Origin of the sequence: Microbacterium sp. VKM Ac-2870 (genome assembly GCF_015350795.1) — a bacterium.
Classification (GTDB): domain Bacteria; phylum Actinomycetota; class Actinomycetes; order Actinomycetales; family Microbacteriaceae; genus Microbacterium.
Map to the genome: position 1 here is coordinate 189,952 of NZ_JADKSH010000004.1, position 24,388 is coordinate 214,339.

Genomic DNA, 24,388 nt, shown 5'->3' on the forward strand with positions numbered 1-24,388 from the left:
ACGGCCCGGCGGACGATCGCCGCGGCCCGGCACGATCGACAGGAACACCCCATCAGCCATCCCGAACTGGTGGGGTGTTCCCCTGCCCGCCAAGCCTTCCCCGCCGTTTGCCGCGACGGCGAGAGCACTATGCGAAGGTCCGCGGACCGAACCCCGCTGCTCCGCCGGCGAACGAGCCCGGTGGCTCGACACGGTCACGCCGAGGCGCGGCGATCACCGCGAGTGCGAGGGGCAGCAGGAGAACCGACGTATAGATAGGACTGAAACCCAGGTCCCAGACGGAGCGGATGACGAGGTACACGAGAACCGTCGACATGGTGCCGTTCGCCATGGCGCCCCCGGTTCCGCCGAGCAGCAGAATGAGGCAGACGATCGCCAGGATCGCTCCGGGGATGCCGAAAGTCACCCAGAGGTCTCCGATCGTGGAGTGCACCTCGAAGGAGGTACCGAACATGTACTGCTCGACGTACCCGTTGTTGGGGTCGTAGCCGAGGCGGGCCATCCCGCCTTTCGCGATCAGGATCTGGCTCGGCGTGGGGAGCGCTCCGGCCCCGTACCCCCAGGGGTTCGCCGCGATGAGCGCGATCGAGGCGCCCATCTCGGGACGACCGCCCACCAGGGCCGATCCGCCCGCAGAGATCTGGGCTTGTGTGCGCTCTTGGATGCCCTCACCCAGCATCCCTTCCAGGATCGCTCCTTGGAGGAGGAAGTACGCGCCTGCGGCCGCAGCGACCACTTGGGCGTAGCGCAACGCAAGCCACTTCTTGCTGCGCCGTGCGCCGGCGACGGCCGCGGCGGATCCGCCCGTCAGTCCGAGCGCGACGGCGATCAGCACGAATCCGGCTGCTGAGCGCGAGCTGAACAGGACGTTGATGGCGATCAGGACGCAACCCGTGACGATCTGGGGCACGCGTTTGCGATAGACGAAAGGCAGAGAGAGCGCGATGAGGGTGAACGGTAACCCGAGATCGAACTTCCATGGGTTGAGCGCATGGATGCCGCTGAGCGGGACGCCGAGCAACATGCCGCCCGCGAAGGCGAGCACCGTGTGGGCGATGCCGACGCGACCTCGAGCCCACAGGAGAACCGCGAGTGCGAACACCAGATTGAGCACGCGGAGGCACTGTGCGACGGCGAGCGACGTCGATGAGGGCTCTGGCGATTGCGCAGACATGAACAGACCCCAGCCGACCGTCGCGACCACCAGGGCGACGAAGCCCAGGAACCAGGTGTACCGGTATGCCGCGGGGAAGACCACGGGGAACAAGACGGTGCCGATGACGACGCTGGTGGGAGCGTTGAACGGCAGCCGGATGTCGATTCCGATCAGGATGATCGCGATGACGGCGGCGGTGGTCTCGAACTTCGCCCCGCGGAGCATCCGAGCCGACGCCGACACCCAGGTGCTCTCGACGCTCATCATCCCTCGTGAGCTGCTCAGACCCGAAGCCCGGGGGCCACGATGTGGAGGAACTGCCGCGCGCGGCGCTTGAGTCGCTGCGTGCCCGAATCGTAGTTGCGCTGATCGTGACCGCGCACGCCCGCGAGGATGGGCTCCGCGCCCAGCCGAGCCGTGACCTCGATCCCCTGCGCGGAGAGACCATCGATGAGGTCGTACATGACGACCGATCCCGACGCTGCCTTCAGTTCGTCGAGATGCGCCGACAGCGCTCGCCAGGCGCGAAGGTTGAACCCGAAGAGATAGAGGTCCGCCCACTTCGAGGGGTACTTGCGCAGGCTGACGACCACATCCGCCGAGGACGTCGACGTCGACACCACTTTGGCGAGGTTCTTGATCTGATAGCGCCCGGTGAGCTTCCAGATCCGGTCGCCCTCTCCGACCACATCGCCGACCTGTTCCAGTGCTCTGTCGATCAGGAGCATCTCCGAGTAGCCGCGTCCGTACTTCCCGGCCGACTCGTCCATCGCCACGGGGGCGTAGACCACCGTGGCCTGAGAATCTGCGAACACGTCGTCGAAGCGCTCGAGCGGAAAGCCGCTGTTTTCGCACAGCACGATGGCGTCGAACAGCTCCGTTGCTCCGGACGAGACGAGGTGCCCAAACGCGGCCCGATACTGTTCGAACCGTTCGTCGGGCGCTCGCACGACGAGGGCGCCCATCTGAGGGTGGGGGGTGACGGTCGCCGTCAGAAGGAGTACTCGCTGGGCGTCCCCGTGACGATTCACACGTGCCTCCATCGTGTCGGTCGAAACCGACGTCCCCCTGCTGCCGCCGGCTCGAACCCCTCGTCCGCTGGCGTGCAGTTCAGTATAGGGTCGAACGACCTCGCGCCCGGATTCTCGGTGTGAAGCGCGAGGCCGTCCACCGGGTGATCATCGCGAGCGGACCCCGACGAATCTCTGGGTGGTCCCGACGCCCAACAGAGCGGCGACATCGGCGGGAATCGGAGCCGCCGTCGAGGCAGCGGAAGCTGCGGCCGATGCCATCGACGCGAGGGGGAGCGCCGAGGCTGCGATCGCGTTGACCCACGATCGGTTCTTGGCTGCGCTCAGCTCGGCCGGTGACTGGTAGCCCTCGAAGGAACGGTTGTCTCCCGTTCCCCAGGCCACCATGGTCGGGCCGCCCGCAGCCTTGTTGTTGAACAGGTTGCCGGTGATCACCACATTCCAGCTGTCCACCGGCCGGTTGGTCGCGCCGTCGTTCGCTCGGATGGAATAGCGACCTCCCGAACCGAAGACGTTGTTGGCGATGGTGATGTTGCGCGTGATCCAGGGGACGCGGGAGTCGATGCCCATCCGAGGGTCGCGTCCCGTCGCGTGTGTGGCGGATCGGCGGGCGTCTTGGCGAAGGCGGATGCCGTTGTCGGCGTTGGCTCCCAGTTCGTTGTTGTAGATCCGGACGTTTCCCGTGTTGATGATCTGGATTCCGGTCCGCGTTCCGGTCGACGTGTTGCCGGCGATGACCGCCGTATCGGAGAGCTCGAGCTGGATGCCGCTCGTCGAGTTGTCGTTCGCGGTGTTGCGCACGATCTTCACGTCGTAGCAGCTCTCGTCGAACCAGATGCCGGAGCCGTCATTGTTGCTGACGACGTTTCCCGTCACGGTCACGTTTCGCGAACGCGTGATCTTGATACCGCCTGCCACGGGGATGTCGTTGAAGTGCTGCGCGTTGTTGTCGGTCACGAGGGAATTGCTGAGAACGAGGTTGTAGGCCTGGTTCACACCGATGCCCATGATGCCGTTGCGGCGCACGGTGACATGGTCGATGACGCTGTCGTCATTCTGGACGGCCAGGCCGATGAACGCACCGTCCTCGATCACCAGGTTGCGCACAACGGCGCCCGTATTGTGCATGCGCACCTGGGCGGTCGCGCCGAAGGTGGTCGCGTAACGACGGACGCCGAAGCCTTGCAGGGTGATGTTCGGCGCGGTCGCGTCGATCGCCTGGCTGATATCGCTCGCGCGAACCTCGCGGCCATTCGGATTGGTGCCGAGAACCAACCGGTCGCCGGCGTCGTCGACGGCGAATGTGCCCGCAACGACCTCCGCGGCGCTGGCGACCTGCCGAAGTGCGATCCCGTCGACGAAGAGCTGGTCAGGCCGATTGGCGGTGGGATGGTCGCTGCTCACGTACATCGACGCCTGACCGCGCATCGAGCTGTCGAACGACGTGGTCCATCCGGTGGAGACCCAGACCGAGCCCGACGGAGTCCACGCGGAGACGACCCGCGAGCCATCGAACCACACCGCCTCGTTCGGATACGCCTGGATCGTGAGGGGCTTGTTCGAGGGGATGGAGAGAGCCTCGTGGTAGACGCCCGTGCGGACCACGATCGTTCCGCCGGGCTTTGCGGCGTCGATCGCGCCTTGCACGGTCGTGAACGGTGAGGAGGCGGAGCCGTTTCCGCTGCGCAACGCGTGTGCGTCGACGAAGACGGCGCCGGTGGGCACAGGGTAGGCCGCTCGGCCGACGTCCACGGACCCGGCATCCCCCGACGACGCGGAGCCTCCACCGGTGGCCGGCGGTTGCGGCGTGGTCGGCGTGGAAGTGGGTGTCGCTGCCGGGGGTGTCGTGGGGGTGGGTGTCGCGGTCGGTGTCGGTGTCGGTGTCGTGGTCGGCGTCGGCGTGGGGCTCGGTCCCCCGGCGATGGTCAACGGCGCCGCGCCATCGGCGAACGCGAGGTCATCCAGGCTGAGCTCGGTGTTCTTCGTAGCGCTGCTCGAGATGTACGCCCAGAGCCCGACGCGCCCCGCGTCTTCGATCCTCGACCCGTCGGCATCACTCGCGGTCAACTGGGGTGTCGCCGGATCGGCACCTCGCTTCGTCAGGCTGGCGCGCACCGTCACCGGCGACGTGCCGGTCACCGAATACGACAGGGTGTACCACTCACCGCGGTCGAGGGGTTGTGCGAGGCGCACCGCGGCGAGCTGCTTGTCGCTTCCCCCTCCGGCACGTGAGACGGCGAGGGTGGGTGTGCCCGCGGCATCCAGTTCCAGGCGCCCGCGGTAGGCGGAGCCGTCGTTCTGATAGCGGAGGATGAAGGCGAAGTACGACCGGCCCGCACTCTGGCCGAGGCGGATGGACGCATCGGCGCGCACGTCTCCCGCACTCCCCGTGCCCGCCAGCACAGAGACGGACTGCGCGGGAGCCAGATTCAGCTGCGCGGCGCTTCCGTCCACGGACAACGCGCCCGGGACGGAGTACCCGGCGTAGGAACCGGCGGCGGAGGCTCCCCAGCTCCCCGCCACGTTCCGTGCGAAGTCGTCGCTGAAGACGGTGGTGGGTGCGGCGGTCGCCACCTGGGGTGCGAGCGTCGCTGCGGCGACCGCCGCGACGACGAGCGTGCTGAGGCGGGCCGCCCAGCGGCGCCGCCGAGACACGGCACCGGACGGGTGGGAGGGAGGTGTGTTCACGGTACGGCTCCTGAGGCAGTTGACTGCGTGACACGCGAGGTCATCGGGGCGACGCGCGGATCGAGGTCCCGATGCGTGCGGTGGGTGAGGCTCTTCGGGAGCGCCCTCGGGATTGCTCACACGATAGGCGGCGCCCGTCGGCGCCCTGTCCGTATGAGACCTTTCTCACCGGGGCGTGCCGGGGACGCCGGCGGAGCGCCGAGTTCTGTGGCCTCAGTCGTCGTGGGAGTACTCGATGACGGTCGTCGACGGGCCCTCCCAGACAACCGTGCCGTGGAAGCCGGCTTCGCGAAGAAGGGTGTCGGATTCGCTGCGCACCGACGCCGGGCCCTTCTTGCTGTACAGGGCCCAGATCCGATCGATATCGCCGGGCAGCGCGACCGCGTCCAGCCCGCGGGAGAATCCGTCGAGCGTGGCCGTCTCGGCGCCCGTGCGCTCCAGGGTCAGATCGCGCAGGTTCTCGAAGGCGGCGGGGTACGCGTATGCGATGCGGCGCGAGGTCAGCATGGCGGTTCCCGTCGGCCCATCGGTGTCACGCGGGGCGAAGTAGACCGCATCCCCGGTGGTGGCGCCCCGTTCGACCGCGGCCGCCGCGGCGGACCAATCGCTCCCTGACTTGGCGAACGGAATGCGCTGGGAGGCGAAGACGATGCCGATCGCGACGACATAGAGGATGGCGCCGCTGGCGGCCCAGACCCGCGCGCGGATCGTTCGCACTCCTGCCGCGATCAGCAGGGCGCCGGCCGGTGCCGCGAGCGTCAGGTATCGCGGCTGGTAGATCGGCGAGGCGAGCACGGCGTAGGCGGCGATCATCGCCGTGGGCACGATCAACCACGGGAGCGCGACAGCGAGGATCACTCTGCGGTCGTCGCCGACAGCCGGGCGCCGGACGATGGCAAGGACGATCGCGAGCAGCCCGATCGCGGCCGCGACCACGGCCGCGATCTGCCACGAGCGGGTGAACCACGTCGGTGCGGCATCCGTCGAAGGGGTCTCGCCGAGGAACAGCTGGTTGACGAGAACCTTCCGCGCGATGCTCAGCACGTTTCTATCGCCCTGGTCGCCGAGCTGGCTCTGTTGCGAGCGGGCCAGGAGGATGACCGGGGAAGCGAGGGCGAGTGCGATGACAGCAGAAACGGTGAAACGCGTGATCCGGCGGCGATCGCGCGAGGTCAGGAGCACGGTCACCGCGTGGCCGACGATGACGAGCGCGAGGTAGATGTTGATCGCCACCCCGAGCGCCGCGACAGCTCCGTAGGCCACCCAGAAGGCGCGTGAGGCCGAGCGCGTCGCGCGGACGAGCAGATACGTCGCCCATACCGCCGCGGCGGCCGCGAAGATGAAGGGGCGGGCTTCGATGCCGCCCCACGTGATCCGGGGGAGTGTGGCGAACACGATCGCCGCGGTCCATGCCGTGGCGGCGCTGGCGACGAGCCGGCCGAGAAACAGGATGCCGAGTGCCGTCGCCCCCGCGGCGAGCGCGCTCGGGAGGCGGACCGAGAACGACGAGTCCCCGAAAAGGTGGATCCAGCCGTTCACGAACGCGTAGTAGACGCCGTGGACGGCGTCTATGTGCTGTAGGAGCGCCCACAACTGCGTCGGCGTGCGGGATGCCGCCGACAGAGTGATCGACTCATCGGTCCACAGTGAGACGGTCGGCGACATGATCGTCGCCAGGAGTGTTGCGACCACGAAGAGCCCCGCCGGCGCGAGCCGCGCGGCCAGGAGTGAGGAACGTTTCCCCGTGGTCGCGGACGTCACGCGGTGGACTCGCGCGGCGCCGCCGATCGGCGGCCACGCTTTTCCGGTTGGACTTCGTAGTAGGGCCCGAGGTCGGTCGTCTTCGCACCGTTGAGGACGATGCCGAGGATCGACTCCCGCGTGGCTTCGAGGGTGGACAGCGTGCGTGCGAGCGCGTCGCGCTTCGTCATGCGCGAGCGGGCGACCACGACGATGCCGTCGGCGTTGGGTGCGAGCCACAGTGGATCGCTGACGGCGAGGACGGGAGCGCTGTCGATGATGACGTAGTCGTAGTGCTCACGCGCCCAGACCAGCAGGCTGCGCAGTTGCGCGGACGTGAGCAGCTGCACAGGATTGGGCGGGAGCGCTCCACTCGTGAGGACGTCGAGGTGCGGCTGCCATTCCTGCACCGAATCGGCGACGGAGACGTCGCCCAGAAGGGCGGTGGTGAGACCGACCGCCCCCTCCAGGCCGGTCAGCTCTGCGATGGAGGCTCGGCGCAGGTCTGCGTCGATGAGGAGCACGCGCGCGCCCTGCTCGGCCAGGATCTCCGACATCGCGACGCTCACCGACGACTTGCCCTCGCCGGACGTGGCGGAGGTCACGAGGATCACCTGCGCCACGCCGTTCAGGTTCGCGAAGCGGAGGTTCGCGACGATGTTCCGGACCGATTCCGTGACCGAACTGCGCGGCGCCGAGCGCACCGCAGCGGCCAGGGACACCCCGGTGCCGGCCTGGTAGACCTCGCCGAGCAACGGCGTCTCGGTGAGCGCGGTGACGTCGGCGCGGCTGACCAGCCGCGTGGCCAGGAGCCGGCGCAGCACCGCGTAGAGGATGCCGATCGCAAGTCCGATACCTGCACCCACGAGGACGAAGAGGCGGACATTCGGCGCGAAGGGGGAGGCCGCCACCTTCGCGGGGGTGATCGTCTGTACCCGCACCGCCGGCTTGTTGTCCGCATTCTGCGGCGAAAGATCCTGCACCTCGTTGGACAACTCCGTGGCCACCGCATCGGCGATCTGCTGGGCCGTCACCGCGTCGCGAGCCACGACCGAGATGTTGAGGACGACCGTGTTCAGCGGAGACTCCACGGAGATGGTGCTCGCGAGAGCCTGCGCGGAGGTGTTGAGGCCCAGCGATCGGATCACCGGGTCGAGCACGGTAGGCGAGGTCGCGACGACGGCGTACGTCTGCACCAAGTTCTGCACGTAGTTCGAGCCCTGCACGAGCTCGCTCGTGTTGTCTCCGCGGGCGGGGATGACCATCACGGACGACTGCGACCGATACAGGTCGGGCTGGGTCTGGCCGTAGGCGTAGCCGCCGATCGCGCCCAGCACGGCGAGCGCAACGATGACGATCCAGTTCTTTCGCAGCGATACGACGTAATCGCGAAGGGTCACTGTGCCTCGTTTCGGTGGAGCCCCGGCCTGCGGAGGGGTTCTGCCTATTCTGCCCGGTGCGCGGGGTAATTGACGACGCCTATCCCATTGCTTCGTCGCGAACGGGTGCGGCGTGCCGAGGCCTAGTGTGGTGGCTGTGCGCCTATCGTCCCGAGGCATGTCGTGAGCCAACGCATCCTGGTGGTGTGCGCGCAGAACGTCTGCCGGTCGCCGTATCTCGCGGCGACGGTCGGAGCCGAACTCGATCGGCTCGACGCCGGGTATCTGGTGGTGAGTCGGGGTGTCCGCGCCGAGTCCGGACAGCCGATGTGCGACATTGCACGCGCCAGCCTCCCGCCCGAGGCGGCTGAGCGCGGCGACGCGCATCGATCGCGTCCGCTGAAGGTCGGTGACGTCGAGCGCGCAGCTCTCATCCTGACCGCGACGACCCGCGAGCGTGGGGCCATCGCGCTGCTCGACGCATCCGCGCGCGCGCGGACCTTCACGGTGAGAGAGTTCATCCTCCTGGCGGCGTCCGCAGAGTCGGCGCCGCTCGAAGGGTTGAGCGCACTCGGAGCTGATCTGCATCGTCGGCGCGCGCTGCTGGCATCCACACCGCCGCCGGCGCGCGGATTGTTCGGCCGCCGCGCCGCCGCCGCCTCCCCGGTGGACATCCCCGACGCGCACCGCGAGAGCGCCGCACGCCACCGGGCGCTCTTCGCGCGTCTGCGCGCCGACGCCGACCAGGTCGTGCAGATCGTGAGTGCCGCCGTCGCGTGACGGGGCGCGGAGCTGTGGGTCTTGGCCAGCTCGCGTCGACTGGGTAGGATGACGGCGGGGACGAGCGTCGCGGGGGCGACGCGCACGCGTTGTCATCTGCCGCTTCCATCCCCGCGAGTCTGCTCCGGGGGAAGCATGGACCTCAGCATCATCGTGCCGACGTACAACGAGGCACCGAATATCCGCGAACTCGTCCGACGCGTGACGCGGGCGACCGAAGGCATGCGGGCGGAGATCATCTTCGTCGACGACAGTCGCGATGACACCCCGGCCGAGATCCTCCGGGTGGCGCAGGATGCCGCCATCCCCGTGCGGCTTCTGCATCGAGACGTGGCCTCGGGAGGTTTGGGGGGCGCGGTCGTTGCGGGCATGCACCTCGCCGAATCGGATACCTGCCTTGTCATGGACGGCGACCTGCAGCATCCGCCCGAGAAGATCCCCGAGCTCGCGGAGCGAATGCGGCGGGGAGATGTGGATGTGGTCGTCGCGTCGCGCTACACCGGCGACGGCACCGCGCACGGGCTGGCTGATCGCACGCGCGTGTGGGTCTCGCGCCTGTCGACGGCGCTGACGCGAGCGATGTTCCCCGTGCGTCTGCGGAGCGTCGCCGACCCCATGACCGGCTACTTCGTGGTGGATCGCCGCGCCATCGACGACGAAACACTCAACCCGCGTGGCTTCAAGATCCTGCTCGAGATCCTCGCCCGCACCCCGCTGCGCGTCGCCGAAGTGCCGTTCGACTTCGCCGGGCGTTTTGCGGGGGAGTCGAAGGCGTCGCTGCGGCAGGGGATGCACTTCCTCGTGCAGCTGGCCGCCCTCCGATTCGGCAAGATGTCGCTGTTCGCCATCGTCGGTGGGCTGGGCGCGATCGCGAACGTCCTCATCGTGTGGGCTCTCGTGCGGCTGGGGGTCAACTATGTCGTCGCGGCAGTGATCGCTGCCGAGGTGACGATCGTGGCGAACTTCCTGCTGATGGAGCGCTTCGTTTTCCAGGACATGAAGGGTCAGGCATCCCGGGTCGGATCTCGTTTCGCGAAGTCCTTCGCCTTCAACAACGCCGAAGCTCTCGTGCGATTGCCGATCGTGGCGGTGCTCGTGAGCGGATGGCACTGGTCGGCCGCCATCGCGACCGCGGTGACCCTGCTGGCCGCCTTCTTCGTGCGGTTCCTCTTCCATGCACTCGTGGTCTACGCACCGAAGCGACCCCAGGGCCGTGCACTCTCGACACCCATCCTCGATGAGCTCGACCGTCAGGCCGTCCTGCCGGGCGAGCTCTGACCCGCCTCGACACCCACCGAACGGAGACCTCTTGCGCATTCGGACACGAGGGTACGGAATCAAACGCGCTGCTCGGCGCCTCGCGGAGCGGGTGGACGACCTCTACGGAAGAGTGCTCTCGGGCCTGCGCCATCGCAGTGAGCCGTCGTCGGTCGTCGTCGTCGGCATCTATCGCGAGGCAGAGCTGATCGCGTCTGTCGTGCGCGAACTGCGAGCGAGCCGGCACCTCGTGACGGCGCGGCTGGGAGCGATGGGTGACATCCCGGGCGCCCTCGCGGGCGACACGGCCGCGAGCCATCTGACCGCCGGCAAGTTCCAAAACCTCAATGTGCTGGCGGAGCAGATGGGCGACCCCGATTGGCTCGTCATCGTCGACGACGACGTCACGGTGCCGCACGGGTTCCTCGACCGCGCGATCGAGCTGTGCGAGCGCCTCGACTTCGCGCTCGCCCAGCCCGCCCAGACGCGACAGAGCAACGCGAACTGGCCGCTCACCAAGAGACGCCTGCTCACCATCGCGCGCGAGACGGATTTCGTGGAGATCGGACCCGTTACGCTCATCCGCCGCGACGCGCGCCGGATCCTCCTTCCGTTCCCCGCCGACCTCCGGTACGGGTGGGGGCTGGACTTCCACTGGGCGCAGCTCATGCAGGAGCGCGGGCTGCGGATGGGCGTCATCGACGCGCTCGCCGTGGTGCATGCCAGCCGGAAGGTGGCGAGCACCTACTCGTGGCATGCCGCGCAGGATGAGGGACGCGCCTACCTGGCCGGCGTTCCGCACCTTCCGAAGGAGATCGCGGAGGGCGACGGCAGGGTGCGCCATCGCCTCATCCCGCGGGCGCGCAGCTGATCGAAGGGCGTCAGCTCAGGCCCACGCGCTCCGCGACGGTCCGCATCGCGGCGGCTACGGCCTCGGCATTCGGCCGGGGGTCGTGACCGGTGCGTGATCCGAGACGGGCGTGCACCGCGGCAGCCAGCTCTGACTCCTCCACCCCCTGCACCGGCGGCGGCACGGGGCACACGGCGAATGCTTCGCTCGTCTTCTTCACTCCCGGCACGAAGACGGGGGTGCCGAACGATCCGCCCACGATGGCCGCATGCATGCTCGTGGTGAACACGGCGCCCGCGGCCGCGAGCGCTGCCGTGATGTCGTTTGTGGCGAGCCCGATGAGTTCGCCGACGCCGGTCGCGCGTGCGGCGGCGGCGAGCACGCGGTCCTCACCCGAGTAGGCGCCCAGCGAGAGCACGGCGAGCGGCATCCCGCGAAGGGACGACAGCGCCGCTTCAACGCGCTCCTGCGGCCATCCGTGGAAGGTGGCGGCGTGGAAGAGGAGGGGCGGCTCATCGACGCCGAGGCGCTCGGCGAACACGGCTGCTCCGCGCGCCCGTGCTGCGTCGGGCTGCGTCAGTTCACGCAGCCCGAAGATCATGTCGGGTGCGAGCACGATCCGCTCGGGTGCCACACCCGCGCCCTGCAGATGCTCGACCCCGTTGCGCGTTCGCGCCCAGGCGGCTTTCACGTGCGAGAAGGCGCGTGCGACGTCGGGGCCCTGTGGAATCGGGTGGATGCCGACGGAGACGAGCGCGGTCGGGGTGTCTTTCACCCAGGGCTCGGTCGGTACCCATGCCCCGGGGCCTCGGGCGAGGTGCCGGCGCGCGAACGCGTCGGCGCGCCACCGGAGCAGGCGTCCCCGGCGGGATTCGTGCGGAATCGACATGTGGTCCAGCGCGACCGTGCGGGTATCGAATCGGATGAGGTCACCGCCACCGACGAGGACGGCGCGGGCTCCGCTGGAACCGATGTCGGCGTAGGGGTGGATAGGTTCGCCCGCCGCGGTGGTCCCCTTCAGCGGGGCGAAGTAGGCGGGTTCGACACCGAGCCCGAGGGTGTCGAAGAGGTGCCGGCTTACCCCCGGATACAGCTGATCGCCCCAGTTCGAGACCGAGTAGTCGCCGACCTGTGCGATTTTCATCTGATTCCCTTCGACGCAGTGACGACGCCGTCGAGGACTGCCCTTTTCATGCGCCGGTGCACCAGAAGGATATTGGGAATCAGCTGGCAGGAGACCACGCCGACGATTGTCCCCACGAGGGGGCCGGGCGCGCCCAGCACGGGCGTGAGCACCAGAGTGAGCCCGAGATTGACCGGCAGCAGCGCGAGGGCGAAGTACGCCTGGAAGCGCAGCCCCGCGGCATCCGTCAGATACATGCCGAACGGGTGCTTCGCCGCGTCGACCATGATGAAGACGGTGAAGGCGAGCAGAACGGGCCATCCGACGGAGATCTGTCCGCCTGATGCGAGCTGGCTGAGCGCACCGGACAAGCTCCACATCACGAGGCTCGCGATCAGACCCATGCCGGCGAAGCCCCATGACATGAGTTGGGGTGACAAGGGGCTCGCTGTCCCGGCAGACCGGGCGCGCGCGAAGACGGGCCACAGCGACATCCCCGCGGTCGCGACGACGACCAACAGCGGAGTGAACATCTGCGCGGCGAGGCTGTATTCGGTGAGTTGCGAGAGGGTGCCCAGATGGCTGAGCACGAGGCGATCCGACGCGGTGGCAAGCGGCACCGCGACCATCTGGATCAGCATCGGCCATGCGACGTCGAACACGCGCTCGCCGCGCTCGCGCGGATTCACCGCGGCGCGGGCGGCCGCGGCCAGCGTGGGGTTGATCCGTCGTGCGGCGAGCAGAAGGCCGACAGCGCTGATCATCAACGTCGCTGCATACGAGGCGACGGCGAGGTAGCCTCCACCCGACCCTGTGCTGATGGTCACCCACAGCACGAGCAGTACGAGAGGCGTCTGGAGTCCGCTTAAGAGCACGACGAGGGTGTTCAGGCCGAGGGCGATGAGGATGCGCTGGCCGAAGGAGATCAGGAGGTTCACCCCGAGCGCGACGACGCAGAGCGTTGCCGCGAGTGCCCCCGACTCGAGGGTGAGGCCGTCGCCCAGGATCGCGTCCCAGAGCCCCAGCGCGTAGATGGCGACCGCGGTGAGAACGAGCACGGTCGCGCAGCACGCGAGGATGCGGATGCAGGAGATCAGCACGCCGCGCAGGTGCGCGTCGGACCGCGGGTCGCGCGCCGCCGCCGTGGCGTTCATGATCGCCGCGGACAGGCCCAGGTCGGCGAACGGGATCATCGCGGCGACCCCGACGAGCAGGATGTACTGCGCGTAGGCGCCTTCGCCGTAGTTGTCGATGATCAGTCGGGTAACCATCAGACCGAGGACCGCGCTGATCGGCATGACGATCAGACGGGCGGCGGCGCTGCCTCCGACGGAACGCAGTATGCCCCGCGTGGTCTGCAGACGTGCCACGCGGTCGGACGGCTCTTCTCGGGAAGAGGCCGCATCGGCGCGGCCCTTCTCGACGAGTTCGTCTGCGGTCTGCGGGGCCGTTCCCGTTTCGGTGCCGATGCTCACGCGGTCGATCCCGATCGGCGTGCGCGCCGGGCCGCTGCGTGCACCGACGAGCCCGACGCGATGCGGGCCGCGAGGTTTTCGTACGCCGTGGCGACGTCGTCCCAACGGAAGTGCTCCGTCGCGCGCTTCTGCACCGCGGCCGACAGGGCGGGAACGCGCGTGCGATCCTGTTCCAGATCGTTGAAGTGCCGTTGGATCTCGCGGGCGTCCTCGAAGAACCAGCCGAGGTCGGCGAGCGTTTCGCGGTTGAAGTTGACGTCCCACGCCACGACGGCCGTGCCGGCGCCCATCGCGCGCAGCAGCGACGGGTTGGTGCCGCCGACGGAGTGGCCGTGCACGTAGGTGCGTGCGTGGAAGTAAAGCGCGTCGAGCAGATCCTGATCGAACACCCCGCCGAGGAGGCGGATGCGGGGGTCGTCCGCGGCAGCGGCGTTGATGCGCTGCGTGTAGTCGGCCGCGTAGGGGGCCGAACCGACGACCACCAACGGTGTCGTCGCGTTGCTGGCGCGGTAGCCCTCGATGATCTCGAGGACGTGGTTCTCCGGTTCGAAGCGGGCGACGACGAGGTGGTACCCCTTCGCGCTCAGCCCCAGTTCGGCGATGCCGTCGAGCGGCGCGCTGTCGAGGATCGGCGCACCGTAGCGGATCAGCTCGGTCGGCACGCCGAACTCCTCGGTGTAGTAGTCCGCGATGCCCGGTGCGTCGGCGATCAGGGCGTCGGCGGAGCGCACACCGAACTCTTCCGCCCAGCGGTAGTAGGCACGCCCGCGGGCGCCCCACTTCGAGCGCTTCCACTCGAGACCGTCCATGTGGAGGGCCACGGGGATGCCGCGGGCACGAAGCAGAGGGACGAACGGCGAGTTCGCGGCGTTGAAGACGAACGCGGCATCCGGGGCCTTGCGCGTGACCGCGTGCAGAGCGGACAGGCCGGTGTGACTCAGCGTCTCCAGCTGCTTCTGATGGAGGGCGGGCAGGTGGATGACGCGCATGCCCAGGTACTCGCGGTCGCGGCTCTCCGAGCCGCGCGTGTACACCGTGACACCGTGGCCGCGCTCGACGAGGCGCTTTCCGACTTCTTCGACGGCGGTTTCGAACCCGCCGTACGCGGCGGGAACGCCGCGCGTGCCGATCATGGCGACCTCGAGGGTGCGCGTGCTCTGCGCCGGGGTGCGGGGAAGAGTTGTCTGCGGGTCGGTGACGACCGGCGTTGCTTCCAGGACCATCAGTAGGCTCCTTCGGGGCTGACCATGACCTTCACGGTGCGCCACATGATCTGCAGGTCTTCGAACACGGACCAGTTCTCGACGTATCGCAGGTCGAGGCGAACGCTCTCGTCCCACGAGAGGTCGCTGCGGCCGCCGACCTGCCACGGACCGGTGATGCCGGGCTTGATGTAGAGGCGGCGCGAGACGGCCGTGTCGTACATGCTCACCTCGTCGGGCAGCGGCGGGCGGGGCCCGACGACGCTCATGTCGCCGCGGAGCACGTTCCAGAACTGCGGCACCTCGTCGAGGGAGTACTTCCGCAGCACCCGGCCGACGCGGGTCACGCGGGGGTCGTGCTTGAGCTTGAACAGCGGGCCCGAGCCTTCGTTCGTCGCCCGCAGCGCCGCGAGCTGCTTCTCGGCGTCGACGCGCATCGACCGGAACTTCAGCATGCGGAAGTCGTGGCCGTCGCGGCCCACGCGCGACTGGCGGAAGAAGACAGGTCCGGGGTCATCGATCGCGATCGCGCACGCGATGATCACGGCGAAGGGCGCGAAAGCGATCAGCGCCAGCAACGCGACGATGACGTCGAGCCCGCGCTTGAGCAGGTACGCGCCGCCGTCGAACCGGGGAATGCGCACATGGATCAGCGGCATCCCCTCGACGGGCCGCAGCGACATCCGCGGGCCGGCGACGTCGGCGAGGCGGCTGGAGAGGACGACCTCCGCGGCCGTGCCCTCGAGCTCCCATGCGATGCGCTTGACGAACGTCGGGTCGCCCGACGGCTGGCCGGCGACGAGGATGGTGTCGGCGCGCAGGAAGTGCGCGGTGTCGCGCAGCGGGGCAGAACCGGCGAACACCGGGTAGATGTGGTCGTCGACGACGAGAGCAGACGGTGATTCGTCGAGAATCGCCGTGCCGACGACCTTGTAACCGAGGCGGCCTTCGTGGCCGAGGGTGCGCAGCGCGTATTCGACCTCTTCACGTGCGCCGACGATGACGGTGCGCGAGGCGTACCGTCCGACGGCGCGCTGTCGGCACAGCCACCGGCGCCACAGCCAGCGCGTCCAGACGAGGGCCAGGATGCCCGCGGGCAGAGCGAAGTACAGCTGTGTGCGGATGCCCTGCCACTCGAACAGCAGGAAGGCGATGGCCAGCGCGCCGAAGGCGAGGCCGGTCGCGTGGGCGACGCGCTTGTACTCGGTGACGCCGACGCCCATGATCGCGGCTTCGCGGGTGTTGAACAGGCTCAGCGCGAGCATCCAGATCAGCGCGGTGCTGAGCGGAACCCGCACCAGCAGACCCGGATCTTCGGCGAGGATGCGCGGCGAGGTCGCCAGCAACGAGAGCGCCGATGCCAGAAGGCATGCCAGCAGCACGACGGCGCTGTCGCTGATGCGCAGCAGCGTGCGGTATCGACGTTCCCATTGCTGGCGACTTGCCAGCGCTTCCGACGCCCGCGGCGCGACGGCGGCGTGCCGATACGTCAGGCGCGCGCCGAGCGTCGCGAGATGCGGCCCCGAAGCGATGTCTTCGAGTGCACTCATCGTGCTGCACCACAGATAGCCGACTGTGTCCGCATATTGCCCCCCAGCAATGCGTGACTGCAGACACTAGGTGCCTGCGTTTCCCCCATGAGAACGCCTGGATCCCCCCGGATCGCGCGACGTCCCCACACGTTTCGCGCTGCGTTCTCCGTCACTATACCGCGCGTTCAGCGTGCCGGCGACCACACAGATGCCGGCTCCGCCGCCCGCCCTCCGGTCGTTGAGCGGGCGCGCCCCGCCCTACCTCAGCGCGTCCACGACCGCCGCGCGCCGCAGTGGCACCGTCGACGGCTCCACGTCCCACACCCGGGTCGTCCGCTCCGCGCCGAAGGCGGGCCATCTGGGGTCACCCGTCGTGATGAACGACACCCAGGCGGCGTGCATCTCGCGGGCGAGGGATGCCGGGGCATCCGGCCCCGCGAGGCGCGTCGCTTCGTCGTGGTCGATGGTGTCGAACGCGAAGGCGATCTCCAGGGCGTGCGCGGCGCGCAGGTCGCGGACGGGGCTCGGCCAGGCGAACTCGTACACGAACGTGGGCGCGCGGCGCGACCGGGCGGCGCGGACGGCGGGGGCCCGCAGCATCCGGTCGGTGATCAGCTGGCCGAGCACCTCGCCGGGTGAGGCGTCCGGGAAGGCGGCGCGGACGGCCCGCGCGGCGCGTTCGGGAATGCGCAGTCCACGTCGGGCGATCCAGGCCTTGACGGGGCTGATCTCTGCGAGCGCGTCGGGTGTCAGCCAAAGGCGGTATTCGTCCGTGTTGGTGCCGATGAGAAGCGGCACGTCGACCTGGTCGAGCACGTCGGAGGGCGAGGCCGGCAGCGACGCGGGGTCGACGGCCAGGTTGTAGCCCGGCGTGCCACCCAGCGGCGACGATCCCGCTGCCAGCTCCGCGCGGGTCTGGATGAGCTCGGCGGGGGTGCGGGCGGAGAACGCCTCTCTGGTCGCCGGGATGCCGAGGCGACGGGCGATGCCGTCGGAGGCGCGTCGCGCCTTGGCGACGGTGGGCGCCTCGAGCGGTCCCGACTGGATGATCGCGCCGGCGACGAGGGCGCGTGAGGCGGGGCGCGCCAGGAGCGCGGCGACCAGGGCGCCGCCGGCCGATTCGCCCATGAGGGTGATGCGGCTCGGATCGCCGCCGAACGCCGCGATCTCGGCGTGCACCCATTCGAGGGCCAGGGCGACATCGCGCAGCCCGAGGTTGAGCGGAGTGTCCCGGAGAACGCTGAAGCCCTCCGCGCCGAGCCGGTAGTTGACGGAGACGAACACCACCCCGTCGCGCGCGAAAGTGCTGCCGTCGTAGATGGATTGCGCGGCGGCGCCGCGCTCGAGCGCGCCCCCGTGGATCCAGAGCACGACCGGAGCGCCCTGCGCACCGGCATCCGTGGGGGCCCACACGTTGACGGTCATCACGTCGTCGCCCTCGATCACGGGGCAGACGAGCAGCTTCCCGAGCGCTCCGCCGTAGGGCGACTGCGGTGCGGTGGCGCCGAACGCGGTCGCGTCGCGCACGTCCGTCCAGGGCGCCGCGGGGACGGGAGCGGCGAAGCGGTGCATGCCGACGGGAGGCTCGGCGTAGCGGATGCCGAGGAAGCGGTCGACGCCGTCGGAGCGTGTGCCCCGCAGCATCCCCGTCGAGATCGTGACATCGGCACTTGCGGCAGAGGCGGGCACGACATCATTCTCGCTCGTTCCCGCCCTCCCGCGCTCTCCGTCAGCTCCCCGGCGTCGCCGGCACCACGTCCCAGTGCTCACGGATCAGGCCGCCGTCGACGCGGAAGATGTCGGCAGCGAGGTACGGGTCGGTCGGTTTCGCTCCGACCGACTGCGAGAACGTCCACACCAGGTCGCCGTCGGCGAGCGAGATCACGGACTGCTGCGCCGGAAACTGCACGCCGCTGGCGAAGAAGGCCTTCAGCGCGGCGGTGCCGTTGGCGGCGACGCTGTTGTGCTGGAGGTACGCCGGGTCGAACGTCGTGTCGAGGACGCTGGTGTCCTTGTCGCGGAACAGGGCGTTGTACGCGCCGACGGCGAGCTGCCGGTTGGTCTCCTCTTGCGCTTCGGTCGGTGCGGTGGTTCCCGCGGGTGCTTGGTAGAGGTCGCTGAACATCGTGTTGGTGTTGCCGCTGGCCGGGGTGCCCGTCGGGATCGGCTGGTCGAACGACCACCGTTCGGTGACCTTGCCGTCGGAAACGCGGAAGAGGTCGACGGCGGCTTCGCCCGTGCGCTCGTCGGAGGGGTTCGGCGCGATCTGCCAGTGCACGGCGACCAGGTCGCCATCGGCGGCGACGTGCGTGATGACGGCCTGCGCGCCGCTGACGCGTGCGTGGTCGGCGGCGAACTGGTCGAGCAGGCCGGTGGGGCCGGGCTTGAGCGCGTTGCCGTGGGCGATGGCGTCGGCGGCGATGAGGGCCGTCGCGGTCGAGGCCGCCGCGGCAGAGGTGGGATCGGGAAAGGTCTCGGCGATGAGTCGCGAGACGAGGCCTTCGTTGGATTTCTCGGTCGTCGCGTCGCCGCGATCGGCCGTGGTGCCGCCGTCGGCGTTCGCGGCGGCATCCGGTGATTGCGCCGTCTTCGCGTCGACCGCGGGGGCGGGGGAGGTGGCGGACGACGGGCCGGCTGCGCAGCCCGTGAGCAGGGCGGCTCCGGCCAGGAGAGCGGCACCGAGCGTGGCGCCGCGGGAGAGGAGGGCGAGGGGGGATCGCTGAGTCGTCACGCAGCCCACGCTGTCGACGGATGCTGGGAGCAACGTCGGCGGAGCTTAAGTGCGCGTTATGCGATCGTCTGGCGAGTGAGGCTTCGCGACGCGGAGATGTACGCGGGTACGGCGATGGCGACCACGACGACGTGCATGACAGCGAGCGCCAGCACGGCGGGAGGCGTCGCGCCGGGCATGAACTGCAGGGTTGCCAGGAGGATGTCGGGCACGAACGAGAGGACCAGCACCGCCGGGACGGCGATGCTCAGCGCTTTTCGCGGGTTGCGGGAGCGGGTGGCGATGAGGCGCCAGCCGATCCAGCCTGCGACCATCCCGACGATCGTCATCGAGGCGTAGGCGGGCGCCGTCAGTCCGCCGAAGGCCGGCGAGACACCAGCCGTCAGGGCGATGAACGCGACGATGGCGTTCACCGCGATGGCCAGAGCGGTGTCTCGTATTGCGTTACGGTACCATCAGTACCGAAAACGGGAAAGAGGCCAGATGGATCGACTCACGGATGCCGCCCCGGTGGGGCGCCCGCGCAATCCGAATGTCGATCGGGCCATCTTGGATGCCGCCCAAGACCTGCTTCTCGAGCGTGGCTATGCCGGAACGACGGTGGCCGCCGTCGCCGAGCGGGCGCGGTGCGGAAAGTCGGCGATTTACCGGCGGTGGCCGGGAAAGGCAGATCTCGTCGTCGCCGCGGTGCTGGCGTCGCAGGTGCCGCCCGTGCCGCCCGACACGGGATCGCTGCGCGGCGATCTCATCGCCGCGGCGATGCACTTCTCCGGCCGAGATGACCGAAGCGCCCGGGTGCTCGCGAGCATGTTGACCGCGCTCGGCGACGATGGCGACCTGCGCGCCAAGGCGTCGCGGGAAGTCGGACGGCCACCTGTGGCGGCGATCGCTGCAGTGATCGAACGGTGGATCGGACGTGGTGTCGTCCCCGCGACCGCTCCCGTCGCCCTGTTGGCCGGGATCATCCCGACCGCCGCGTTCGGCAGCGTCGTGCTGCAGCGGCGCCACCTCGACGAGAGCGCCGTGACGGAGCTCGTCGATGCGGTCGTCATTCCCGCGCTGCTCGCCGTGGCACGTGAATAGTCTGAGTCGATGAACTCGCTTGTGGGCCCGGCATCCGGGCGGCTCTGGCCGCAGCCGCTGAAGGTGACCGTCGGCGGGGTGTCTCGCGGCGAACTCGCCGAGCGTCTGCGCAGGCAGGGAGTTTCACTGAACGCTCATGCGGAGACTCTGCTCGCCGGCCCGGCCTTCGACGAGCGGGCCGGCGAGGTGATGCACTTCGTCGATCGCACCGTCGCGGAGCTGGGTCTACCGACTGGCGGCACGCTGCGCGACGTGTTTGATGCTGCCGGGGTTGTGGGGCTCGAGCTGTGCCCTGCCGACGCTGCTCCGTATCTACGGTTGGCGTGGACGTTGCAGGCCAACTCGACCGATTCTCTGCTGTCGATGGGGCGCTCGCCGCAGGGCGCGATGAAGGTGGCGTCGGCACCGCTGAGCGACGACGCGGAGTATCCGAAGGGCTTCTATCTGCGGGTGGTGGACGGAGTGCCGTGGCTGCGCGGATATCGCTGCGACGACGAGTACCGCTTCGCCGCGGATGACCGGTTTGCGTTTCGGGCGGGGCGGGTAGCTGGCCCGTGACCCGGCCTGATTCCGAGGCTTGCGCCTGCCGTGCAGCGTGGACAGTCGCGCGTGGGGCTGCTGCGGGCACGTTAGATGTCAAAAGAACTTGACTTCGATATGAAGTGTGCCTACGCTCGATAGTCAAGACTCTTTGACATAACCCGGAGGTGACTCGTGTTCTGGAAGTACCTGACAGTTCTCGCCGGCGGCATCGTCGTTCTGGTTGTCGGGCTGAGTCTGGCGTATCGCTATGAGCTCGAGTGGCTACGGATCGCGGCTATGACGGTGCCGATTGTGATCGTGGGCACGGGAGCGATGCTTGTCAAGCGCCGCGACCAACGCCGGAACCGCAGCGATCAGGCAGATTCCCTCGAGCATCAGCTGGATCTACAAGCACGCGCCGGAGCCTACGTCTTCGCGATAGTCGCTACAGCGTTGGCTGTGGTGGTCGCTGTCGCGGCACCGGCGGTGGCGAGCTGGGTTATCCTGCTCGGCCTGTTCGCGGTCATCATCGTCGGCTATGGCGTCGTCCGCCTCAGGGTGAACCACGATGCTCGTCAGTAAGGTGCGGGAGGCGCGTCTTTCCGCCGGGCTCACGCAAGAGGAGTTGAGCCGTCGTTGTAACGTCTCTCGTCAGACCATCATCTCGGTGGAGCGTGGAGCTCACGCTCCCACTCTCACGCTGGCGTTCGTTCTTGCGCGGGAACTTGACCAGGCTGTCGATACCCTCTTCGAACTGAGGGGCGCTCCGTAGCCGGAGCGCCCCTCAGTTCATCTGGGTGGGACGGCTTAGGGGTAGCAGCCCTCACGCCCTTCTTCCGCCTATGCGGCCGGACTCGCCCCGCGCTTGCTATGTGGCGTTGATCTTCCCCTCCTGCCTTGCAGGGTTCGCCTGAGGCGAGGAGCGCCCGGACCGCAGCGTAGCGAGGACCGGACGCACCGCAGGATCAGGCGAGCCAAGCCGGCCGTTAGGCCGGCCTTGAACGAGTAAAGAAAGTTCTCACAGCTCGTCGTTGCCGAGGGCCTCGACGGCGCGGCTTGCGGCACGAGCTTTGTCGGCGGCAGGCAACCAAGGATGGAAGCCACGTTCGGATTCGGCTGCTCTCATCGCGCGGTCGAGCGCATCGGAGATACCGCGTAGATCCTCGAAGCCGAGTGCGCGGATGCCCGAACGGATCGCGTCGAGGTTGGGCTCCTCGGAGAGCAATGCCTCGATCGCCTCGACGGTCTTCGGCGTGTATCGCTTCGCGAACGACTGTGTGATCGCGCCCTGCATGGCAGCGAGTTCGCCGATCGGGGGCTTCGGCTGGTGGAACTTGTGCGTGTAGGCGTTGAAGACGCTTCGGTAGTCACGGGTCGCGCGGTCAGCGGCTTCCGCTGCCCATGACATCTGCAGGAACGCTTCGTCATGGTTCCGCGGAGTGTCCCCGCTGATCTTCTGGGTGTCCATGGCGTCGACACCCGCTGCCGCTCGCTCCTGGAGGCGCTGCAGAACGTTGCGCACGGGTTCGGGAACAACGCCCCACGTCGGCACTGCCGACGCTGGCTCTGTCGCGCATCCAATGTGCGGCTGCTGCCTCGCCGACTGCCCCGACGTTCACCCGGATGAGGGAGAGGGCGCGGACCATTGACCGCCGAGCGGACTTGCCCCGTGGCAGGTGACTCGATTGACCACTCGCCAGCCACCGCCCCTCGGCGTACCGTCGAAGTATGACGAGGCGAGCGGCGCAACGAGTGGTAGTGCCTGACGTCGTCGGACTGCCCTTCCATATAGGCCGCGAGGTGGCTTCGACGGCTGGTGTCGCGCTCGCAAATCCCGACCCTGACGGGCCTCCTATTGGAGCGCTCGCCTGGCCAGGACTCTTCTACATCACGTCGCAGAACCCCGCTGCCGGTAGCGAGGTGTACCGATGGGATTCTGTCGGAGTCGAGGTCTCTGCGCACGGGACCGCAGAGTCCGGAGCGATCTCCGACACCCCGCACCCGCTGCCCGGCGACAGTGCACACGCGGCTCCCGAGCGCGAGCAATTTGTGAGCCTCACGGACCCGAGGGAGTCCGCCGAGGAGGCTCGATGAACGACCATGCGCCCTTCCGTGACCCCGGCTACGAGGTGTCCGCCGTTCGTGTCATTCCGAGAGGACGGGCGGTTTACGTTCCGGCGACTGAGAGGCCGTCCGTCTCGGTTCGACACCTACTGGGCTACGAGCCGTTCACGACCATGTGTGCCAATTTCGGAGCGAGCCCGCGGGATCTCGCATCCAGCATTACGATCCTCGGCGACGTCCTGCGACAGCATCGCGAAGCTATCCACTCCCGTGGCGTGGAGGCACCGGCGGCCGTGTTCCTGGGCAACGTCCTAGTGGGACTCCGAGAGGATGCATCCTGGGTCAGATACGGCGACGAGTTCCCTAGTGCAGGTACTGAGCATCATCAGTACGAGGTCCTGCATCTTCTTGACTTGCTCATGGACTCTGATGAGACGACGTACGGAAGATGCGTAGAGATGATCGGGAGCTGGGCAGGGTTGTAACCGCCGGCGTTCTGCCATGCCACTGGGCGGGAGGGCACCCTTGGGACCAGAGGTTCATGGTCTCGGCGACCAACAGGCCCCAGACCGGCTCAAGCCGTCGACGAGGCGTGCGAATCGGCATCTGCAGGAGAGGCCGGTTTGACTTCTTGCCTCGTGCATCGATGGGGCGGAGCTGGTTGATCAGCAACAGAAAACTACCGCTCACCAGGGAAAAGCAAAACCCCCGCGGATAGAAGCTCCGCGAGGGTTTCTGGGGTGACGTAATGATCACCCTTGTGGCTCCGACGGGCGTCGATCCCGTGACCTCACGATTTTCAGTGACAGTCCGGCACCAACGGCGCCTAGTAGATAGGCGGAGTTCCGCGAGATTTCGCGGTTGTCTGACTAGTTCTGGGTCGACGTGATCACCGTGATCCTGACCATTTGTGGGCAAAATGTGGGCAAGCGTCACCGATGTCTTGGCACATCACACCAATGTCTGGATGCATCCCGCTGAGACATCGCCTGCCAACATCGCATCGATGTTTTTGACACGCGGCCGACGTCTCAGCCGCCGAGCGCCGCGCGCACCGCGTTTGCGGACCGGATGAGACGCTCGGCGACGGCGGCTGCCTCCTGACCGTTCGGCAGGTACACGGCGGCGATCGCGGCTGGCGACCGACCCCGCAGCGACAGCGGGACGGCGACAGCGTGCAGACTCGAGATCACCTCGTTCTGGCTCTCGGCCCAGCCGCGCACGGCGGCGTCGCGCACATTGGCGGCTACGGTCGGGTGGATCCCCGCTGGCCAGTGGTCAGGCCGCATCTGGGTGAGGATTGCCTTGCCGGGAGCTCCGACGTCGACCGGATGCCGGGTCCCAGGCCGTTGCGCGACGGTGGCTACTGCGTGCCGCGGCTCGACGCTCACGAGCGTCACGCACTCGTCGCGGTCGAGCACGACGAGGAAGCAGGTGACGCCCAGGTCATTCGCCGCCTCGGTGAGCTCGGGCAGCGCCTCGGCCTGGAGATCGTGCGCGACGCCGGCGGCCAGAGCGGCAAGACGGGCGCCGAGTTGCAGGCGTCCCGTCGCCTCCCGCTCCACCAGGCCGTGGGCCTCGAGCGTACGGATGAGTCGGTATGCCACCGACCGATGCAGCCCGAGTGAGGCCGCGATCTCGTCGATGCTCTGCGGGTGCCGCTCGTCGGCGAGCAGCTCCAGGATGCGGATACCCCGGTCGAGCGTCTGCGACGAGGCGCCGCCCGCCGTCTCAGAGGTGGTCATGCTGCTCCTGGACCGTTGCGTGAACCGTGA

Annotated in this window: 22 protein-coding genes; 8 read left to right on the forward strand and 14 right to left on the reverse strand. The window is 68.4% G+C overall.

Going from position 1 to position 24,388, the window contains the following annotated elements; genetic code table 11:
* Positions 1 to 127: 127 nt before the first annotated feature.
* The 5 genes from ITJ43_RS11580 to ITJ43_RS11600 form a co-directional block, all read right to left on the reverse strand.
* Positions 128 to 1,420, reverse strand: coding sequence for a hypothetical protein (locus ITJ43_RS11580; RefSeq protein WP_194584007.1), 1,293 nt, complete (start codon positions 1,418 to 1,420; stop codon positions 128 to 130).
* Between the two features lie 17 nt (positions 1,421 to 1,437).
* Positions 1,438 to 2,187, reverse strand: a complete 750-nt coding sequence (locus ITJ43_RS11585) for a hypothetical protein (protein WP_194584008.1) — start codon at positions 2,185 to 2,187, stop codon at positions 1,438 to 1,440.
* Between the two features lie 147 nt (positions 2,188 to 2,334).
* On the reverse strand, positions 2,335 to 4,875 hold the full coding sequence (locus ITJ43_RS15345) for a right-handed parallel beta-helix repeat-containing protein (RefSeq protein ID WP_194584009.1): 2,541 nt from the start codon (positions 4,873 to 4,875) through the stop codon (positions 2,335 to 2,337).
* 213 nt (positions 4,876 to 5,088) lie between these two features.
* Complete coding sequence (locus ITJ43_RS11595; RefSeq protein ID WP_194584010.1) at positions 5,089 to 6,567, reverse strand: glycosyltransferase family 39 protein; 1,479 nt, start codon at positions 6,565 to 6,567, stop codon at positions 5,089 to 5,091.
* A gap of 65 nt (positions 6,568 to 6,632) precedes the next feature.
* A complete protein-coding gene (locus ITJ43_RS11600) occupies positions 6,633 to 8,015 on the reverse strand; it encodes a polysaccharide biosynthesis tyrosine autokinase (protein ID WP_194584011.1) in 1,383 nt (460 codons plus the stop codon).
* Between the two features lie 162 nt (positions 8,016 to 8,177).
* On the opposite strand from ITJ43_RS11600, the gene ITJ43_RS11605 reads away from it, so the two are divergent.
* The 3 genes from ITJ43_RS11605 (at position 8,178) to ITJ43_RS11615 (ending at position 10,902) form a co-directional block, all read left to right on the forward strand.
* The gene (locus ITJ43_RS11605) at positions 8,178 to 8,774 is read left to right on the forward strand and encodes a hypothetical protein (protein ID WP_194584012.1); all 597 of its coding nucleotides are present in this window, start codon (positions 8,178 to 8,180) and stop codon (positions 8,772 to 8,774) included.
* A gap of 135 nt (positions 8,775 to 8,909) precedes the next feature.
* On the forward strand, positions 8,910 to 10,052 hold the full coding sequence (locus tag ITJ43_RS11610; protein WP_194584013.1) for a glycosyltransferase: 1,143 nt from the start codon (positions 8,910 to 8,912) through the stop codon (positions 10,050 to 10,052).
* Positions 10,053 to 10,143: 91 nt separating this feature from the next.
* Positions 10,144 to 10,902 (forward strand): hypothetical protein, encoded by a 759-nt coding sequence (locus ITJ43_RS11615; protein ID WP_194584014.1) that lies wholly within the window; start codon positions 10,144 to 10,146, stop codon positions 10,900 to 10,902.
* 10 nt (positions 10,903 to 10,912) lie between these two features.
* On the opposite strand, the gene ITJ43_RS11620 is transcribed toward ITJ43_RS11615, so the two are convergent.
* From ITJ43_RS11620 to ITJ43_RS11650, 7 genes are all read right to left on the reverse strand, one after another.
* Positions 10,913 to 12,025: a polysaccharide pyruvyl transferase family protein gene (locus ITJ43_RS11620; protein ID WP_194584015.1), complete on the reverse strand. Its 1,113-nt coding sequence runs from the start codon at positions 12,023 to 12,025 to the stop codon at positions 10,913 to 10,915.
* Positions 12,022 to 13,479 carry a polysaccharide biosynthesis protein gene (locus ITJ43_RS11625; RefSeq protein WP_323741211.1) on the reverse strand — a complete coding sequence of 486 codons (1,458 nt, stop codon included), beginning with the start codon at positions 13,477 to 13,479 and terminating at the stop codon, positions 12,022 to 12,024. The genes ITJ43_RS11620 and ITJ43_RS11625 overlap by 4 nt, the downstream gene beginning before the upstream one ends.
* On the reverse strand, positions 13,476 to 14,612 hold the full coding sequence (locus tag ITJ43_RS11630) for a glycosyltransferase (RefSeq protein WP_416361073.1): 1,137 nt from the start codon (positions 14,610 to 14,612) through the stop codon (positions 13,476 to 13,478). The genes ITJ43_RS11625 and ITJ43_RS11630 overlap by 4 nt, the downstream gene beginning before the upstream one ends.
* 89 nt (positions 14,613 to 14,701) lie before the next feature.
* Positions 14,702 to 16,231, reverse strand: a complete 1,530-nt coding sequence (locus ITJ43_RS11635) for a sugar transferase (RefSeq protein WP_194584017.1) — start codon at positions 16,229 to 16,231, stop codon at positions 14,702 to 14,704.
* Positions 16,232 to 16,471: 240 nt separating this feature from the next.
* On the reverse strand, positions 16,472 to 17,902 hold the full coding sequence (locus ITJ43_RS11640) for a carboxylesterase/lipase family protein (RefSeq protein WP_323741212.1): 1,431 nt from the start codon (positions 17,900 to 17,902) through the stop codon (positions 16,472 to 16,474).
* Positions 17,903 to 17,942: 40 nt separating this feature from the next.
* Positions 17,943 to 18,944 carry a nuclear transport factor 2 family protein gene (locus ITJ43_RS11645; protein ID WP_194584018.1) on the reverse strand — a complete coding sequence of 334 codons (1,002 nt, stop codon included), beginning with the start codon at positions 18,942 to 18,944 and terminating at the stop codon, positions 17,943 to 17,945.
* Positions 18,945 to 19,000: 56 nt separating this feature from the next.
* Complete coding sequence (locus ITJ43_RS11650; RefSeq protein WP_323741219.1) at positions 19,001 to 19,384, reverse strand: DUF6069 family protein; 384 nt, start codon at positions 19,382 to 19,384, stop codon at positions 19,001 to 19,003.
* A gap of 43 nt (positions 19,385 to 19,427) precedes the next feature.
* Between ITJ43_RS11650 and ITJ43_RS11655 the strand changes: the two genes are divergently transcribed.
* The 4 genes from ITJ43_RS11655 (at position 19,428) to ITJ43_RS11670 (ending at position 21,321) form a co-directional block, all read left to right on the forward strand.
* Positions 19,428 to 20,027 (forward strand): TetR/AcrR family transcriptional regulator, encoded by a 600-nt coding sequence (locus ITJ43_RS11655; RefSeq protein ID WP_194584020.1) that lies wholly within the window; start codon positions 19,428 to 19,430, stop codon positions 20,025 to 20,027.
* 9 nt (positions 20,028 to 20,036) lie between these two features.
* The gene (locus tag ITJ43_RS11660) at positions 20,037 to 20,585 is read left to right on the forward strand and encodes a hypothetical protein (RefSeq protein ID WP_194584021.1); all 549 of its coding nucleotides are present in this window, start codon (positions 20,037 to 20,039) and stop codon (positions 20,583 to 20,585) included.
* Positions 20,586 to 20,741: 156 nt separating this feature from the next.
* Positions 20,742 to 21,131 (forward strand): hypothetical protein, encoded by a 390-nt coding sequence (locus tag ITJ43_RS11665; RefSeq protein WP_194584022.1) that lies wholly within the window; start codon positions 20,742 to 20,744, stop codon positions 21,129 to 21,131.
* Positions 21,118 to 21,321, forward strand: a complete 204-nt coding sequence (locus ITJ43_RS11670; RefSeq protein ID WP_194584023.1) for a helix-turn-helix transcriptional regulator — start codon at positions 21,118 to 21,120, stop codon at positions 21,319 to 21,321. Before ITJ43_RS11665 ends, ITJ43_RS11670 begins: the two co-directional genes overlap by 14 nt.
* 246 nt (positions 21,322 to 21,567) lie before the next feature.
* Here the strand turns inward: ITJ43_RS11670 and ITJ43_RS11675 are convergent, their stop codons facing one another.
* Complete coding sequence (locus ITJ43_RS11675; protein WP_194584024.1) at positions 21,568 to 22,101, reverse strand: hypothetical protein; 534 nt, start codon at positions 22,099 to 22,101, stop codon at positions 21,568 to 21,570.
* A gap of 538 nt (positions 22,102 to 22,639) precedes the next feature.
* Between ITJ43_RS11675 and ITJ43_RS11680 the strand changes: the two genes are divergently transcribed.
* On the forward strand, positions 22,640 to 23,098 hold the full coding sequence (locus ITJ43_RS11680; RefSeq protein ID WP_194584025.1) for a hypothetical protein: 459 nt from the start codon (positions 22,640 to 22,642) through the stop codon (positions 23,096 to 23,098).
* Positions 23,099 to 23,644: 546 nt separating this feature from the next.
* On the opposite strand, the gene ITJ43_RS11685 is transcribed toward ITJ43_RS11680, so the two are convergent.
* Positions 23,645 to 24,358 (reverse strand): IclR family transcriptional regulator, encoded by a 714-nt coding sequence (locus ITJ43_RS11685; protein WP_194584026.1) that lies wholly within the window; start codon positions 24,356 to 24,358, stop codon positions 23,645 to 23,647.
* Positions 24,359 to 24,388: the final 30 nt, after the last annotated feature.

Coding starts and splice junctions, on each gene's coding strand:
- ITJ43_RS11660 (WP_194584021.1), top strand. CDS start 20,037: ATGAACTCGCTTGTGGGCCCGGCATCCGGGCGGCTCTGGCCGCAGCCG.
- ITJ43_RS11620 (WP_194584015.1), bottom strand. CDS start 12,025: ATGAAAATCGCACAGGTCGGCGACTACTCGGTCTCGAACTGGGGCGAT.
- ITJ43_RS11670 (WP_194584023.1), top strand. CDS start 21,118: ATGCTCGTCAGTAAGGTGCGGGAGGCGCGTCTTTCCGCCGGGCTCACG.
- ITJ43_RS11655 (WP_194584020.1), top strand. CDS start 19,428: ATGGATCGACTCACGGATGCCGCCCCGGTGGGGCGCCCGCGCAATCCG.
- ITJ43_RS11630 (WP_416361073.1), bottom strand. CDS start 14,612: ATGATCGGCACGCGCGGCGTTCCCGCCGCGTACGGCGGGTTCGAAACC.
- ITJ43_RS11610 (WP_194584013.1), top strand. CDS start 8,910: ATGGACCTCAGCATCATCGTGCCGACGTACAACGAGGCACCGAATATC.
- ITJ43_RS11680 (WP_194584025.1), top strand. CDS start 22,640: ATGAACGACCATGCGCCCTTCCGTGACCCCGGCTACGAGGTGTCCGCC.
- ITJ43_RS11580 (WP_194584007.1), bottom strand. CDS start 1,420: ATGAGCGTCGAGAGCACCTGGGTGTCGGCGTCGGCTCGGATGCTCCGC.
- ITJ43_RS11635 (WP_194584017.1), bottom strand. CDS start 16,231: ATGAGTGCACTCGAAGACATCGCTTCGGGGCCGCATCTCGCGACGCTC.
- ITJ43_RS11685 (WP_194584026.1), bottom strand. CDS start 24,358: ATGACCACCTCTGAGACGGCGGGCGGCGCCTCGTCGCAGACGCTCGAC.